Below are 16,386 nucleotides of genomic sequence, written 5' to 3'. Positions count from 1 at the left end.
TACAGTGGATTGAGTTCATCCTGCAGGAGCTGCCGAAGGCTGCGATCTTTTCTTTCTGCCAAATAAAAAACCGGGAACCCGCCCGACGCGGATTCCCGGAAACAGCCCCTATTGGGGCTTGCGATAGCTATTGATGATCGCCGAGAAGTCGTTGCCACCTTCCCCACGCAAACTCATCGCCTGATACAACTGCTGGGCCACTGCGCCAAGCACCACCGGTTGGTGCGCCTGACGCGCCGCTTCCGTCGCCAGCCCCAGATCCTTGAGCATCAGTTCCGCACCAAAGCCACCGGTATAGCCGCGTGACGCCGGCGCCGTTTCGACGATGCCCGGCCACGGGTTGTACATCTCCGAACTCCAGCAGCGTCCGGTGGAACTGTTGATGATGCCCGCCAGCACCTTGGTGTCGATGCCCAGGGCATCGCCGAGCGCCATGGCTTCGCTGACGCCGACCATGGAAATCCCCAGCAGCAGGTTGTTGCAGATTTTAGCGATTTGCCCGGTGCCGACCTCACCACAATGGACGATGTTGCGGCCCATTTGCGCCAGTACCGGTTGCAGCGTGGCGAACAGTTCCGGGGTGGCGCCGACCATGAACGTCAGTGTCCCGGCCGCCGCACCACCCGTGCCGCCGGAAACCGGCGCGTCGGCCATGGCCACACCTTGCTTGGCCGCAGCGGCAGCCACGTCACGGGCAGTCTGTGGATCAATCGTGCTGCAATCCACCGCCGGCACGCCTTTGCCGATACCGGCGAGCACGCCGTCTTCACCCAGCCACACACCGCGAACATGCACGGCAGCCGGCAACATGGTGATCACCAGTTCCGCGTCCTGCGCCGCTTCACGGGCCGACGCGCTGATGCTGCCGCCCAGTTGTTCCAGCTCTGCCAGCACGGTTTTGTTCAGGTCGACCAGACGCAACGAATGGCCGGCCTTGATCAGGTTGCGCGCCATCGGCGCGCCCATGTTGCCGAGACCGATAAAAGCGATTTTCATGTCCGGCTCCTTAACGCAGATTGATGGTGGTGTTCACACCGTCGTTGACGCTGTCATCATCAAACCAGCGGCTGGTGACGGTCTTGGTCTGAGTGTAGAACTGCACCACTTGCTTGCCATAAGGGCCGAGGTCGCCGAGCTTCGAGCCTCGGGAACCGGTGAAGCTGAAGAACGGGACCGGCACTGGAATAGGGATGTTGATGCCGACCTGGCCGACGTCGATCTCGGTCTGGAATTTACGCGCCGCCGCACCACTTTGGGTAAACAGGCCGGTGCCGTTACCGAACGGGTTGGCGTTGACCAGGGCAATGGCTTCATCGAGCGTGGCAACTTCCAGCACCACCAGCACCGGGCCGAAGATTTCCTGGGTGTAGATCTGCATATCGGTGGTCACGCCGGAGAACAGGGTCGGGCCGACAAAGTTGCCCTTCTCATAGCCCGGAACCGAAATCTCGCGACCATCCAGTTCCAGCTTGGCGCCTTCCTTGATGCCGCTTTCGATCAGGTCAAGAATCCGCGCCTTGGCCTTTTTCGAGATCACCGGGCCGACATCGGTGCCCGGCTCGCTGCCGGCATTCACGGTGAGTTTCTGCGCCAGCGCTTTCAGGTCCGGCAGCCATTGCTTGGCCGCGCCCACCAGCACCACCACGGACGTGGCCATGCAACGCTGCCCGGCGGCACCGAAACCGGCACCGACCAACGCATTCAGCGCTTGTTCGCGGTTGGCGTCCGGCAGCACCACGGCGTGGTTCTTGGCGCCCATCATCGATTGCACGCGCTTGCCGTGCTTACCGGCCAGGTCATAGACATGCGTACCGACCGCGGTCGAACCGACGAAGGAAACCGCCTTGATGTCTTTGTGAGTGCAGAGTCCGTCCACGACGTCCTTGCCGCCATGCACGACGTTCAGCACACCAGCCGGGATGCCGGCTTCGATAGCCAGTTCCACCAGCAGCATGGTCGACATCGGGTCCTGTTCGGACGGCTTGAGTACGAAGGTGTTGCCGCAGGCGATGGCCATCGGGAACATCCACAGTGGAATCATCGCCGGGAAGTTGAACGGGGTGATGCCGGCGCACACGCCGATTGGCTGGCGCAGGGTGTAAGTGTCGACACCGCCCGCGACGTTTTCAGCGAATTCGCCCATTTGCAGGCTGCCAATGGAGCAGGCGTGCTCGACCACTTCCAGGCCACGGAAAATATCGCCTTCAGCGTCGGCAATGGTTTTGCCCTGCTCGGCGCTCAGGACCACGGCGATACGCTTGGAGTGTTCGCGAATCAGCGCCTGGAGCTTGAGCATGATGCGCATGCGCGCGCCGATCGGGGTCAGCTTCCAGGTCTGGAAGGCACGATGGGCCGCTCTGATGGCCGCGTCGACTTCTTCGGCGGTGGCGAATGGCACCTTGGCCAGCACTTGCTGAGTGGCCGGGTTGATGATGTCGTGCCACTCGGTGGACTTGGATTCGACCCACTGGCCGTCGATCAACAGCTTGACCTTTTGCACGGTGGTTTCGTTAGGCGTGAGCGATGCGTTCATGTGGGTCTCCTGGACTTGTTGTTATCTAGAGAGCCAAGGCGAGAAAGTCGCCTTGCGATGAGGCGTGTGCCGCGAATTGGTTGTCGGGCTGTTTTTGGAGTATAGATGTGCAAACTTCTAATAAGAACGCACATAAAAGCCGGTCCATCATGCAAAAAAACATCACGTCTTTAGGCTCGCTGAACTGGGATGACCTCAAGTTTTTCCTTGAAGTCGCCCGGACCCGCAAGGCCAGCACCGCCGCCAAGCGCCTGGCGGTCGACTACACCACCGTGTCGCGACGCATCAGTTCGCTGGAAGCTTCGTTGGGCACCTTGCTGTTCGAGAAATCCCGGACCAGCGGCTTCGTCCTCACCGCTGAAGGCCAGCGTTTGCTTGGCTATGCCGAGTCGATCGAGAGCACGCTGCACATGGCGTGCGAGCAGGTTTCGGGCTCCGGCGTGGCGTTGTCCGGGCATGTGCGCATGGGCTGCACCGAAGGTTTCGGCAGCTTTTTCATCACCCCGCAGCTCAGCCATTTCGTCGATGCCTATCCGGCGATCTCGGTGGACATCCTGCCGCTGCCGCACTTCATCAGCCTGTCCAAGCGCGAGGCCGATATTGTCATCGCTCTGGAACGTCCGGAACACGGGCCGTACGTCTGCTGCAAACTCTGTGATTACCGCTTGCAGCTCTACGCGACCCAGGAATACCTGGACAAACACCCGGCCATCCGCCGCCCGGCAGACCTGGGTAAACATTCATTTATCAGTTATGTCGACGACCTGGCCTTCAGCTCGGAGCTGCTGTACCTGGCAAACGTGCTCCCCGGCGCCAGCGCCAATTTGCGCAGCACCAGCGTGATCGCGCAGTTCGTGGCGGCGCAGCAAGGGCGATCCCTGGCGATCCTGCCCTGCTTCCTCGCCGCCCAGGACCCGCGTTTACTGCCGGTACTGCCGCAAGAAATCAACATCACCCGGCAGTTCTGGATGTACTGCCGCGAAGACCTGCGCAAGCTCAAGCGGATTACCCTGTTGTGGGATTACATCAGGGAGGTCACTGAGCTCAATGGCCCGCTATTGCTGGGTGAGACGGGGGAATTGCGGTTTGTAGATTGAGCGACTCGATACCGACTTCGCGGCGAGATTCAGGGGGCAATACTCGACAGCCTCGTCGTGTGACCTCCAGCTGTTTGTAGCTGGCCGGGTTGTCGTGATGCTTGCCCAGGATTTCCGGCAAAGCCGCCTCGGGATCGTCCAGTGACAAGCCCTGAAGAAAATCCATATCGCACTCCCACCATTTGCTTTCCAGCAATCTGGCGGCCACTTCGGGAGGATGCCGGTACTTGACCACTTTCGCCGGGACGCCGGCGACTATCGCATAGGGCGGCACATCGTGAACAACCAGTGCGCGGGTCGCGATAACCGCTCCCGTGCCAACCGTGACCCCTTCCATGATCATGGCGCTGTGACCGATCCATACGTCATCGCCGATAGTTACGTTAGCAACGACAGGCTCGTAGGATAAGCGTGTGTTTGTGTACTGGAAGGGATGTGAACTGAGCCAGGTCGAGGGGTGAGTGTTTTTTTCCTGGCCGATAAAGCAATTATTGCCAATAGAGCAAAACCGCCCGATGGAGGAAACCGTAGTCAGCACGCAATCGCTGCGAATATAGGTGTGGGCACCGATACTCAATCGTTTGGCGTCGATGGCTACATGGCCAAGCAAAACGCCTTCTTCAAGCAGCAAAGTCGTTCTCGCGCTGAGCGACGAAACCCCGCCAGCCAACTTGCATTTATATTGGCGAAGCCAGCGCTTCCAAACGTAATTGCGGCACAATTTTATTATTTTTTTCATGTAGAGAACTGGCGCCTACGAAGTATCAACAAAGCTGTGAAACGCCCTGCTGATAAAAACGATTAAAAACCAAATGAAAAATTCGGATCGGTCCCTGAGCCTACCTTTGTCATGTTTCAGAACTGATACAACAACAAATTGTACAAATGATCAATCAGCACTCACCACGATCGATACCCGGCGGTTTTCAGTGCGCCCGGAAGCGGTGTCATTGGAGGCCACGGGCTCGCTGCTGCCAAGCCCCCGTAACTGGATGTTCTCCTGCTTCATGCCGGCAGCGGTCAGCACCGTGCCGACACTTTTTGCGCGACGCAGGGAAAGCTGTTCGTTGTAGGACTCTTTACCCGACGCATCGGTGTGACCATCGACTCTCACGCGCTCGATCCCGACACCCAGCAATGACTTGCCGATGCGCAAGACGATTTCGCTGCTCTGCGCATTCAAGCTATCGACGTCACTGCCAAACAGCACTTTGCCGGACAGACCGAATGCCCACCCCTCGTCAGTCAGCTCGAAACCTTGCTGTTTCAATACGGCAATCTGCGCCGGGGTCAGGCCTTTTTGCGGCACCGACTGGCAACCGGACAGCGACAACACCGCCATCAATAGCGTGATGGTAAAAAGTCGCAAGGACTGTGGAATAAGTGAGAACACGAAAATCAGCTCCTGATTTGAACGTCGGCGACAAAGTGCTCCGACCCTGCCGTGTGCTGTGCGCCTCGGGCAAGGCGCTTGGCTTGATACATCGCTCCATCGGCAGCATTGAGCAGAGCGTCCGGTGTGGCCCCATGATCGGGGAACACGGCGATGCCGATACTGAGTGAGGTCAACACTTGGTTATCGTCCGGCAATGAAATCGGTTCTTCCATGCTGACAATGATTTTGTCGGCAATCCGCTCGGCGTCTTCGGTCTTGTGTAGAGGCGTGAGCAGCACGGCAAATTCGTCACCGCCCAATCGAGCCACCAAATCCTCTTCGCGCAGCTGTGCCCGGACCCGATCAGCCACGGCCACCAGCACCGCATCGCCCGCCGCATGACCGAAGCTGTCGTTGATTTCCTTGAACCGGTCACTGTCGAGAAACAGCACGGCCACCCGCTCATTCAGTTTATGGGCGTTGCGCACCGCGCGCTTCAGACGACCTTCGAAAAATGCCCGGTTCGGCAAGCCTGTGAGACTGTCATGGTTGGCTTGGTGAGCGAGGGTTTCGTTTTCGCTTTGCAGGTGAGTCTGCCAAGACTCGAGTTCATCGAGCAGGGCATTGAAGTCGTTGCCCAGATTGTCTAGCTCGGCGATGGCGGCGGCGGGAACACGCTGGTCAAAGGCTCGCTCGCTGCGTGCGGCGTGAGCCACCGAGGCCAGGCTGCGCAATGGCCCAGTGATTCTGTGCAACTGCCGGCGAGCCAGGTAGAGCGCCACCCAGGCGCTGATTGCCGTGCACAGGACAATCCCCACCAGACCGCTGAGCAAAAAGCGCATCAGGCTGCCGCCATGTCCGGTGAGTTCAATGCTGCCAATTTCCTGGCCCTGATGAACGATCGGCATGCTGATGGGTTTTTCCAGAAAGGCCTTGGCCAGTTGCATTTCGAGGGTTGTCAGCAATCCGGTTTCCGGTCGCTGCCAGCGCGCCAGCAACTGGCCTCGTGAATCCAGGACCCGGGCATCAGCCACTTCCTCAGTGGAGGCGATCAATGCCAGCGCCTCGGTGGCGGCGGCTTTGTCGTTGAACACCACCGCCGCTTCCACGGTGTAGTTGATCGAGCGCGCGATCAGGTGCAGGTTGTGGTCGGCATACACCCGCAAGGCTAAAACGCCCAGCAGTGTCAGTGAAACACTGGCCATCGCCACGCCCACCAGGGCAACGATCAAATGACCGCGACCGATGACCGAGTGCAGACTCGGACGAATACCCGGTTTGAATAAACTCATGGCGCCGCCGGTTTGCGACGGGACAATTGCAGCACGCTCGGATGAATGCGCACACCGCTGCGGGCGACGGAATCGAGATTGACCTCGAAGGACACCTGATCATCAGCGACTCGCAGACAAAACAGACTGCCTACGGTGCATTGATCGTCGCTTTCGCTGATGCTCAGAACGGGACGTCCGATCAGCGAGGCGAATAGCTGACTGCGCTCTTCGCTGGTCAATTTGCCGATGTACACCGCATCGCACTCACCGGCGATGGATGGGTTGTCGGCCAAAAGCCGTTGCACGGTCACGGGCCGGCCCGTCGCTTGAGTCGTGCCTTTGACCAGATCATCGGTGTATTCGGTGGGGCCGACCACACACAGGCGAAGTTGTGCTGGCTCAACCGGCCAACGGGCGTAACTGAGAATTCCGAGAACGACTTGGGTAACCGACCGGGCACGCTGATCGGCCATGCTCGGCGGGGTTTGTGGTTGCGCGCAAACGGCACCAGACAACAAACAGAGAAGGCCGGCGAGCAGTGCTTGTTTGCAACCAATCACACGCTCTGTCGTCCAGACAGCCACCTTCATGCAGGGATTCTCTTCGATCGTAACTAAATGATGCCGCAACGATAGCATAGCGCTGGAACCCCAGCGAGACCGCGCACCATGGCACTTCGGACAGATTCCAGCGCGTATTTCACTCCGGGGTATCGCCACCCTCCTTGAGCTCCAGCATCAACCCGCTCAAGCGTTTGACCTTGCGCCTCACCGCCTCTTCAAACACACCGGCACGCGGTTCGATCAAGGTGAACCAGTCCTTGGCCCGGGTGATGCCGGTATAGATCAGCTCCTTGGTGAGCACCGGGTTCAGGGCATCCGGCAGAATCAACGCAGTATGAGCAAATTCCGAACCTTGGGATTTATGCACCGTCATGGCGTAAACGGTTTCGACATCATTGAGTCGACTTGGCAGAACAAAACGCACCCCGCCCTGCCCGTCATTGCGCGGGAACGCCACCCGGAGTACCTGCTTGCCCGCTTCTGGTCCATCACGCTCGGGAAGTTTGAGCGCGATGCCGATATCGCCGTTCATCAAGCCCAAGCCGTAATCATTGCGCGTCATCAGCACCGGCCGTCCCTCGTACCACTGCTGGTCGCTATCGATCAGCCGGGCCTTGAGCAACGCCTCGGTCACGCGCAGGTTCAGCCCCTCCACACCCCACGGCCCCTTGCGGACCGCGCACAGTAACTGGAAGGCATCGAAGGCTTGCAAGACTTGTCGAGCCCAATCAGTCCAGCATGAATCCTCCAGCGGACTGTCGAGCGCTGGTCGCTGATTGCGCAGCAGGCTCAAGTAATGCCGATAGCCCTGCGGTCCATCGCCATGACCTTCGAGCAACAAACGCTCCAGCGCCCGATCCTGTTCATTCTTGAGGGACAGGCAAAACACATCGCCGTGACTGCGCGCCGCCAGCAACTTGCGCGCCTCTTCGGGCTGCTGCTGGTTGACCCAACGGGCCAATTGGCCAATGCCGCTGCCTTCGCCAAACCGGCGCGAGTGGCGCAGCATCACCACTTGCTGGGCCAGTGGATGAGTGCCCTGGGTGTCCTCCTGCAACCCGCTTGTCTCCAGGCTTTCGCCGCTGACCGCCTCCAGCCACTGGCGTGTCTGCGGGTTGTACCAGCCGGCCTCGGCATCGCGACATAAATCGCCAAGCACCGCACCGGCTTCTACCGACGCCAATTGGTCCTTGTCCCCCAACAGCACCAGTCGGGCGTGAGGTGGCAGCGCGTCGAGCAGATTCGCCATCATCTCCAGGTCGATCATCGAGGCTTCGTCCACCACCAGCACATCCAGCGGCAAGCGATTGCCCGCGTGGTGCCGGAAATGTCGCGTACCGGGCCGGCTGCCAAGCAGGCGGTGAACCGTGGTGACGTCTGACGGGATTTTATTGCGTACGTCTTCGCTGACTTTCAGCGTCTGGACCTGCTGGCTGATCGACTCGGTCAGGCGCGCTGCGGCTTTACCAGTCGGCGCGGCCAGCCGAATGCGCAGCGGCTTGCCAGCCTCCACGGCCGGTGCCTGGAGCAACGCCAGCAAACGCACGACCGTGGTGGTCTTGCCGGTGCCCGGACCACCGGTGACGATACTGAAAGCGCCACGTGTAGCGAGGGCACAGGCAAGTTTCTGCCAGTCGATCACTTCACCGGGTTTGGCCGGACCGAACAGACCGGTAAGGCGCTGGAGCAAATCGACCGGCGTTGCTTCGTGCTCCGCCAGACGCTGACGCAGCGAGTGATCGATGCGCCGCTCGTATGCCCAGTAGCGGCGCAGGTACAGGCGCTTGCCGGACAACACCAACGGTCGTTGCTGCGCGGCCTCACGCCCATCGGCCGCCAGGGCGACCAGGCTGCTGGAGGCCAGCACCTTGCACCAATGCGCGCCGTCCAGCGCCTCAAGCAATTGAGAGGGCAGCAACATCGCGCCACTCTGCAGATCACCTTCCGGTGGCAGCGACAGGGCGAAGTCCGGTTCTTTCAAAGTCTCGAACAGATCCAGGCAGACATGCCCATGGCCCAATTGGTGACTGGTCAAAGCCGCCGCCAGCAACACCAACGGATCATCATCCGGTGCCAGTTCATGAAGGAAGGCAACGAAGGCTTTGTCCAGCGCGCGCAACCAGCCACGCTCGACCCAACGCGTGAGCAACAGCAGCAGATCGTCGGCGCGATTCAACGGGGCGAGGTCGGCCAGGCTGTCAGAAGCCAACGGCGTGGGCAACAGATCGGCGAAGGTGCGGCTCATAGCAATACTCCCTGTTCCCACGCCGGTTCGGCCTTCGGCTCCGGTTTACCTTGAAACATCCGATCCAGTCGCTCGATCAGCTCTCTCGGCGGACGGGCAAAATACACGCCCTGACTGGGCGCGCGCGTACCGCGCAGGAACAGATACAACGCGCCGCCGACATGCCGGTCGTAATCGTAATCGGCAAGTCGGGCCTTGAGCTGGCGATGCAGGGCCAACAGGTACAGCACGTATTGCAAGTCGTATCGATTGTCGAGGATCGACTGCTCCATGGCTTGCTCGGTGTAGGCCAGGTCGTCAATGCCGAGCCAGTTGGATTTGTAGTCGGCGACGTAGTAGCGGCCCTCGTGTTCGAACGTCAGGTCGATGAAGCCCTTGAACATGCCGTTGAGCAATACCGGTTCGGCAGCCATCCGGGCAACGCCGTTGTGCGTGTATTGGCACACCAGCGCATCGAGTTTGAGTACATCGACCTTGTGGCTGGCGAACCAGAACTCCATTTCGACCTGGTATTGGGTCAGCTGCTCAAGCATCACCGGGGATTGCCCGACACCTACAGGCAGCGGTGATTTCAGCAAATGCTGCAGCCAGTCGCTGAGCGTGGTTATCCAGCCTTCCCAGCCGCGACGATTACAGCGACGGGCGATGGCGTCCTCCACGGCCTGCGGCGTGGCGCCGAAACCTTCGTCGCCAGCCCATTCGAGCAAGCCATGCAGAAAGGTGCCCGGATTCGGACCTCGGGGGAATCGATGGATATCCGCGCCGCCGGCAACCATCTCCCGGGGAGCCTGCGGATCGAGACGCTCATCGTCGAAGAGCTTCTGTGCCTGTGGACTCTCGGGCGCTTCATCACTGCCGATGCTCAGGTTGTCGCTCAGGCGCAGGGCGCTGTAAGAGGCGATCCACCAGTTTTCGCTGGCCTTGCGTTTCGGAATCAACGGGGCAAGCAAGGCCGCTTCGTTCTGCGGTGGCTGGTAATGCTCAGCCGTAGCTTCAGGCATTTCGCCGTAGCCCAGCGCAGGACAGTCCTGTTGCAGGTCTTGCAGCCAACGAGTGAGTCCCGAAGACTCGCTCAATGCTGCGCCGCCACCCAACAGATAACCCAACGCCGAAAGATGCAGCACCGAGCTGTTGTTATTGCCACGCTTGAGGTCCGTCACCCCCAGCCAGCAGGCATGTTGCGCCCGTGTCAGGGCTACATAAAGCAAGCGCAGGTCTTCCGCCAGTCGCTCATCATCGGCCAGGGCAATCAACTCGGCGGTCGGGCTCAAGGTCACTTGGGCTTTGCCGGTGGCGTCGTGGTAATGCAGCGGCAAGCGGCTGCCATCCACGGGTTTCGCCGAGCAAATGAACGGCAGGAACACCAAAGGATATTCAAGCCCCTTGGACTTGTGGATGGTCACGACCTTGACCAGTTGCTCATCACTTTCCAGACGCAGGATTTGCTCTTCGCCGGCCTGACCGGACAGCGCCAGATGCTCGGACAAATGACGGATCAGCGCTTGTTCGCCATCCAGCTCGGCGGCGGCCTGTTGCAGCAATTCGCAAAGGTGCAAAAGGTTGGTCAACACCCGCTCGCCATCGCTGCGCGCGATCAATGCCTGGGGCAACTGGAAGTCATGCAGCAAGCGGCGCAGCATGGGCAGCACGCCCTGCTTGCGCCAGATCTCGCGATAGCCGCGGAACTGCATGACCCGTGCTTCCCAGGCCAATTCGTCCTGATTGAGTCGCTCCAGTTCCGGCAACGAAAGATTCAGCGTGATGCAGGCCAATGCGGCGCGCAGGGGACGTTCGACATCCGGTTCGGCGCAGGCTTTGAGCCACGTCAGCACATCGTGAGCTTCCTGGGCAGCGAACACCGAATCCTTGTCCGACAGATAGACGCTGCGCACACCGCGCGCAGAGAGCTCGGCACGCACGGCCTGCGCTTCCTTGCCATCGCGAACCAGGATCGCGATATCCGCGGGAAGCAGCCCTCGGAAATCCTTGCCGTCCCGCACAAACCCGGCCCGACCCTGTTGCCCACCGTTGAGCAATGCGGTGATTTCGCTGGCACACGTGGCAGCCAATTGTTGTCGATACACCGCGCCGGACAATGGCTGCTCGGCAGGCAAGTGCCAAATGTTGAGCGCGGGCACGACCTGACCGTCGATGTGCAGAACCTCTTTGCGCCCCTGGGACTCGACGGGCAAAAACGGCACGGGGTTATCGCCATTGCGCTCACGGAACAGGAATGCTCCGCGCCCCGCTTCGCGAGTCTCGGCGCGTTCAAACACATGGTTCACGGCGCTGACCATGCCGTGACTGGATCGGAAGTTGGTGCCCAACGTATGCAAGCGACCAGAAGTCGCCTGACGGGCGCGCAGGTAGGTATAGATGTCGGCGCCGCGGAAGGCGTAGATCGCCTGCTTCGGATCACCGATCAGGAACAGGCCGCTCTCGGGATTGTTGTCTTCGATGCGATAGATGCTCTCGAAGATCCGGTACTGCACCGGGTCGGTGTCCTGGAATTCGTCGATCAGCGCCACCGGAAACTGTTCGCGGATCAAGGTCGCCAAGCGCTCGCCACCATCGGCTTGCAATGCTGCATCGAGGCGTAGAAGCATGTCGTCGAAGCCCATTTCCGCACGACGACGCTTTTCTTCCTCAAACCGTGCGCCGACCCAATGGGCGGCGTGTTGCAGCACAGCGGCATCCGGTGTCGGCAAACCATCAAGACAGGCTTTCAGAGCAGGCATTGCGTCCAGCCCTGGATGGTTGGGGACGTCGCCTTTCTTCCAGGCTTCCGCCATGCCGTCGGGAGTCAGCCGCGTGAAGCCGGTACCGATGTCCAGTTGCTCAAGGGATTCGTCTTCTGCCCAGGCTTTGATCTTCTCGAACCAGGGCTCGAAGTAACGCGCCTGCATCTTGCGACCGTCGACACTCTTGCTCGCGACGCCTTCGTGGCAGATGGCGAGCAATTCATCAGCCCATTGCCGCCAAGGCATCTTGAGTTCCAGCAATGCGACCCGTCGTTCCTGCAAACACTCGGTGATCAGCTCGGCAGGTTCTTTGCCTTCAACGTTGTCGCGCTCGCTGGCAAACAGTCCGCGAACGCGCGGCAGCAACGCCGCCGGGCCACCCCAATTGCTACGCACCCAATTCAGCGCATCGCCCTGCATCGGGTAACAGAACAGACGCCAGTAGTCGCGCAGGACTTCACCGAGCAAATCGCTGTGATCGGTTTCCAGGGTCTGGGTAAACAGGCTGCCACTGTCGAACGCGTGCTCGCGCAACATGCGCTGGCACCAACTGTGAATCGTCGAAACGGCAGCTTCATCCATCCACTGCGCGGCAATGTCCAGTCGATTGGCGCAGCCGGGCCACTGCTCGGGTAAGTACTGCTCACGCAGTTCGGCAATCAGGCCGTCGGGTGCCGGGGTTTCATCACGGAAAAAACGGGCGGCCTCAGCCAGGCGAGTGCGAATACGCTCGCGCAACTCTTTCGTGGCGGCATCGGTGAAGGTCACGACCAGGATTTGCGGAGGCAACAATTCACGCCCGAAACCATTGTCTTCCCCGCCATGACCAAGGACCAGGCGCAGGTACAGCGCGGAAATGGTGAAGGTCTTGCCGGTCCCGGCGCTGGCTTCGATCAACTGACTTCCGCGCAGCGGGAATGCAAGGGCAAGCGGTGTCTTGGTGGTCATGAGCGCGCCTCCTCGCTGGACATCGAACGCCAAGGGGCTTCAAACAATGGTCGGTAGAGCGCATTGCACCAATCGACGAAAGTCTCGTCGGCGACCAACGCATCGTAATCGGCAAATTGACGAGCCAGCGCAACGCTTTCGCGTCGTTCACCGTCCGTGGTCAATCCATCGCCCTCATAGGCCTTGCGAGCTGCCGCTTCAGCTTTGACCGGTTCGGTTTGACCGAGCCAGGCGAAGGCTGTCTTGACCGCAATCGGTAGGGGTTGACGCATACCGGATTGCCAGGCTTGCAACAGGTCGCCCAGCATCCGTCGTGCTGACTCCGCCTCCATTGGAGCGAGTAGCAGACTGTCGTCACTGGCCACCAACGCCGTGGTCATCGACAGACCGCTGGTACAAGCGACCAGATGATTGACCCAGGGCCGCGTCAGGCGATGCCATTTACGCGACTTGATCGAACCGATGCTGTTGGGGATCGTGGTGACGGAAAGCAAACCACCATCAGCCCGTTGATGCAGGCCGCTGAGCCAACCTTCAAGGCGCAGGCCATGCAACTCCAGGCTCACCGGCAGAGCACTGGTCAATGGTGTTGGCCATAAAGCCAGAAGCTGCTGGTAACGCTGCAGCAGATCCGGTAACGGCTCGATCAGCTCTCGTTGAAGGCATTCGCCAAATCCGGCCATGGGCAGCAACCCGCTGTTTTGCAAACGTCGGGCCTGCGCTTCAAGTGCCTGATCGGTGTCGTCCAGATCAGCCAATGCAGCTTCAAGCAAACTGTCGCTGAGGCTATAGCGTTGCAAGGCGTCGAGCACAAAGGGCTCCTCATCCGCCAAAGGCTCTTCGGCGGACTCGAAGAACACCTTCAAGCGTTGACTGAAGAAATGCCGCACCGGGTTGCGCATGAAATCCTGGAGTTGCCCGAGGCCCAGCGGCTCCTCCTGAACGTGAGGCTCAAGGATCTCGATATCCATCGCTTGTGCCGTAGCGTGGTGCAGCACCTGCCATTCATTGGCGTAGCTGAACAACTCATCGCCTTCATGGAAATAACGGGCACTGAAAGGTTGCAGCGGATGCTCTTGAGTGATGGATTCAAGCAGGTCTTCGTCGGCATCGCTCAATCTCCAGCCACTGGCAAGGTGGTCACGCAGTTGGCCGATCAGGACCGATGCCGGGCGCTCGCTGTTATCACGAATGCTGCGGCCGACCCAACTGATATAGAGCTGGTCTCGTGCCGACAGCAGCGCCTCGAGCAACAAGTAGCGATCATCTTCACGTCGCGATCGATCGCCGGGGCGGTAGTCACTGCCCATGAGGTCGAAGTCCAGCGGCGGTTGCGCACGCGGGTAGTCGCCATCGTTCATGCCAAGCAAGCACACGAGCTTGAAGGGGATCGCTCGCATCGGCATCAAGGTGCAGAAGTTCACCGCACCGGCGAGGAAGCGTTGGGACAAACGCCCCTGATCAAGACCGGCAAGCCACGCTTCACGGACGACAGTAAGCGGCAGCTCATCTTGCAGGCCTACCGATTCACAATTCTCGAGCCAGGCTTCGCGCAACTCTTCCAGTTGAGTCAGCAAGAAGTCGTCGTGCTCGTTACTGGCCTGGAAGAACAGCGACACCAATGCCTGCAAGCGCAGGCTCCATTGTTGTGGCGACGCCGGCTGCGTGAGTTCCTGATGGGCAACTTCCAACGCATCCAGCAGCGCAACCAACGGGCCGATGAGCGCAGCGTCGAGACCACCGATCTCATCGTAAGGCTCGATTCCGGCACAAGCGCTGGCACTGCCGACGGCATAACCCAGCAACATGCGTCGCAGGCCGAAACGCCAACTGTTTTGCTCCAGCGCTTCAGGTAAACCGAGGCCTGCACGCTGCTCGGCATTCATACCCCAGCGTATGCCAGCGCCTTCAATCCAGCGGTGCAGTGTCGGCAGGTCGCGCTCCTCGACACCAAAGCGGGCACGTAGCGCCGGAACGTCCAGCAGATCGAGGATCTCGCTGACCGGGAAACGACTATCGGGCAGCTTCAGCAGATGCTCGACAGCGATCAGCAGTGGATCGCGCCCGCGCTGGCCTTGGTCAGCCAGCGTGAAGGGAATGAAGCGTGGATCATTACGTTCCAGTTGACCGAATACCGCCCGAATATGCGGGGCATAACTGTCGATATCCGGGACCATCACGATCACATCGCGAGGACGCAATTGTGGATCGGCACTGAAACGCGCGAGCAACTGATCGTGAAGGATCTCTACTTCACGCTGAGCGCTGTGAGCGATGTGAAAACGGATCGACTCATCTTTCTCAAGATCTACGGCTGGCCAGCGTTCGCGCGTCTCGTTCAATGGACGCAATTCGAGGATGTCGTCTTGCAACTGGTTGAGCATGTTCAAAGGCAGGCTGTCGCTGAACAAGTCGATGCGACCGTCGCGAAACGCCGAGCGATAGCTGTTGGGATCGTCGTAGCTGTCGAGCAGGTTGATGTAGTCGCGCCCCTGCTTGCCCCATACAGCCAATAATGGATGCGCGTGCTGATGAAGGGTTTGCGGATCGAGGACAACCGGCATGCCGCTCTTGCGAGCCTGTCGTTTGTACTGATGCCGCAACAGGTCCTTATCGGCGACGATGTCTGCCCAGTGGTGACGACACGGGTTATGGACGCACAGCAGAACCTGACTGAATCGAGCCAGCCCGGCCAAGGCTTCCAGGGCTTGAGCAGGCAGGGAGGAAATCCCGAAAACAATCACTCGGGAGGGCAATCCATCGGGGGCGATGTCGAGACTGTTGATGCGCTCGATAAACCGCTGATGGACACCGGCACGGCTCTGCGCCATACCTTCGTCACCGACATCCAGTAGCAGCGCGCGCCACAATTCTGCCTGCCAGCAATTGGCCGAGGTCAGCGGTTTCGTTTCACCTCTGCCATTGCGTAACTGATGACGACCTTCCGCCCAGTCTTCGAGCCAGTCGGCGCGGTACACCTGATACTGGTCGAACAAGTCCGCCAAGCGTTCGGCCAATTGATAGCGCTTGCGCAGATCAGTGTCGTTGGTAAGAAATCGTTGTAGCGGTTCGAAGTGCGGTTGATTGATCAACTGCGGGAGCAGGCGCATCAGACGCCAAGTGAGCGGGGCTTTGTCGAGCAGCGATTTGACTGGAATTTCATCACGCCCCAAGACCATGCGATAAAGCTGCCACATGAAGCTACCGGGTAGCTGCACGTCGATGGCGGCGGCGATTCCGCAGCCGCCCATGTCGTCATCTTCAGCGTCTTCGGCCAGTGCCAACTTTAGCCATTGGGCTATTCCGTTGCTCTGCACCAGGGCGATTTCATTTTCCAAGGGAGCCAACGGATAACGCCGCATCCAGCTGACCACCAGGCTGCGCAATTCGTCCAGGCGGTTGCCGTGAACCACCATAAAACCAGCACTGAGGGACGTCGCGTCCGGCATAAAGGCTTCCTTGGAAAATACAAATGCTAGGGCCGAACCTTAGCATTGTCGGGAGACTGTGACAGCGTGGACCTGTCCGAGGTTGTTGTACGAACTTTCCTGCGGGCAAAACAAAACCCCAACTGCTTTCGCAATTGGGGTTTCGGAATTTAATCTTGACG

The 16,386-nt window shown here is 59.7% G+C and carries 10 protein-coding genes; 1 reads left to right on the top strand and 9 read right to left on the bottom strand.

Annotated elements, in window-relative coordinates; all coding sequences use genetic code 11:
* Window positions 1-108: 108 nt before the first annotated feature.
* Window positions 109-996: a 3-hydroxyisobutyrate dehydrogenase gene (gene mmsB, locus ACW9JC_RS21670; RefSeq protein WP_338584584.1), complete on the bottom strand. Its 888-nt coding sequence runs from the start codon at window positions 994-996 to the stop codon at window positions 109-111.
* A gap of 10 nt (window positions 997-1,006) precedes the next feature.
* Window positions 1,007-2,533, bottom strand: coding sequence for a CoA-acylating methylmalonate-semialdehyde dehydrogenase (locus tag ACW9JC_RS21665; protein WP_457457458.1), 1,527 nt, complete (start codon window positions 2,531-2,533; stop codon window positions 1,007-1,009).
* A gap of 149 nt (window positions 2,534-2,682) precedes the next feature.
* Between ACW9JC_RS21665 and ACW9JC_RS21660 the strand changes: the two genes are divergently transcribed.
* Window positions 2,683-3,630 carry a LysR family transcriptional regulator gene (locus ACW9JC_RS21660; RefSeq protein ID WP_338584582.1) on the top strand — a complete coding sequence of 316 codons (948 nt, stop codon included), beginning with the start codon at window positions 2,683-2,685 and terminating at the stop codon, window positions 3,628-3,630.
* Here ACW9JC_RS21660 and ACW9JC_RS21655 read toward each other — a convergent pair.
* The 7 genes from ACW9JC_RS21655 to recC form a co-directional block, all read right to left on the bottom strand.
* On the bottom strand, window positions 3,578-4,369 hold the full coding sequence (locus tag ACW9JC_RS21655) for a CatB-related O-acetyltransferase (protein ID WP_457457456.1): 792 nt from the start codon (window positions 4,367-4,369) through the stop codon (window positions 3,578-3,580). The genes ACW9JC_RS21660 and ACW9JC_RS21655 overlap by 53 nt on opposite strands.
* A 150-nt stretch (window positions 4,370-4,519) precedes the next feature.
* On the bottom strand, window positions 4,520-4,972 hold the full coding sequence (locus tag ACW9JC_RS21650; RefSeq protein ID WP_457457461.1) for an OmpA family protein: 453 nt from the start codon (window positions 4,970-4,972) through the stop codon (window positions 4,520-4,522).
* 56 nt (window positions 4,973-5,028) lie between these two features.
* Window positions 5,029-6,297, bottom strand: coding sequence for a diguanylate cyclase domain-containing protein (locus ACW9JC_RS21645; RefSeq protein ID WP_457457454.1), 1,269 nt, complete (start codon window positions 6,295-6,297; stop codon window positions 5,029-5,031).
* Entirely contained in the window at window positions 6,294-6,869 is a 576-nt protein-coding gene (locus ACW9JC_RS21640; RefSeq protein WP_338584578.1) for a YfiR family protein, read from the bottom strand. The genes ACW9JC_RS21645 and ACW9JC_RS21640 overlap by 4 nt, the downstream gene beginning before the upstream one ends.
* Before the next feature lie 109 nt (window positions 6,870-6,978).
* Complete coding sequence (gene recD, locus ACW9JC_RS21635; RefSeq protein ID WP_457457452.1) at window positions 6,979-9,087, bottom strand: exodeoxyribonuclease V subunit alpha; 2,109 nt, start codon at window positions 9,085-9,087, stop codon at window positions 6,979-6,981.
* Window positions 9,084-12,776 carry an exodeoxyribonuclease V subunit beta gene (gene recB / locus ACW9JC_RS21630; RefSeq protein WP_457457450.1) on the bottom strand — a complete coding sequence of 1,231 codons (3,693 nt, stop codon included), beginning with the start codon at window positions 12,774-12,776 and terminating at the stop codon, window positions 9,084-9,086. The genes recD and recB overlap by 4 nt, the downstream gene beginning before the upstream one ends.
* The gene (recC, locus tag ACW9JC_RS21625) at window positions 12,773-16,225 is read right to left on the bottom strand and encodes an exodeoxyribonuclease V subunit gamma (protein ID WP_457457448.1); all 3,453 of its coding nucleotides are present in this window, start codon (window positions 16,223-16,225) and stop codon (window positions 12,773-12,775) included. The genes recB and recC overlap by 4 nt, the downstream gene beginning before the upstream one ends.
* Between the last annotated feature and the right edge of the window lie 161 nt (window positions 16,226-16,386).

It is taken from the genome of Pseudomonas sp. SDO5591_S426 (assembly GCF_054070755.1).
The sequence above is the reverse complement of the archived record's forward strand: the minus strand, read 5'-3'. Positions and strand labels throughout refer to the sequence as shown.

Excerpts from the sequence above, each read along its gene's own strand:
- mmsB (WP_338584584.1), bottom strand. The coding sequence starts at position 996 with ATGAAAATCGCTTTTATCGGTCTCGGCAACATGGGCGCGCCGATGGCG.
- ACW9JC_RS21650 (WP_457457461.1), bottom strand. The coding sequence starts at position 4,972 with ATGGCGGTGTTGTCGCTGTCCGGTTGCCAGTCGGTGCCGCAAAAAGGC.
- ACW9JC_RS21665 (WP_457457458.1), bottom strand. The coding sequence starts at position 2,533 with ATGAACGCATCGCTCACGCCTAACGAAACCACCGTGCAAAAGGTCAAG.
- recC (WP_457457448.1), bottom strand. The coding sequence starts at position 16,225 with ATGCCGGACGCGACGTCCCTCAGTGCTGGTTTTATGGTGGTTCACGGC.
- ACW9JC_RS21655 (WP_457457456.1), bottom strand. The coding sequence starts at position 4,369 with ATGAAAAAAATAATAAAATTGTGCCGCAATTACGTTTGGAAGCGCTGG.
- ACW9JC_RS21640 (WP_338584578.1), bottom strand. The coding sequence starts at position 6,869 with ATGAAGGTGGCTGTCTGGACGACAGAGCGTGTGATTGGTTGCAAACAA.
- ACW9JC_RS21645 (WP_457457454.1), bottom strand. The coding sequence starts at position 6,297 with ATGAGTTTATTCAAACCGGGTATTCGTCCGAGTCTGCACTCGGTCATC.
- ACW9JC_RS21660 (WP_338584582.1), top strand. The coding sequence starts at position 2,683 with ATGCAAAAAAACATCACGTCTTTAGGCTCGCTGAACTGGGATGACCTC.
- recB (WP_457457450.1), bottom strand. The coding sequence starts at position 12,776 with ATGACCACCAAGACACCGCTTGCCCTTGCATTCCCGCTGCGCGGAAGT.
- recD (WP_457457452.1), bottom strand. The coding sequence starts at position 9,087 with ATGAGCCGCACCTTCGCCGATCTGTTGCCCACGCCGTTGGCTTCTGAC.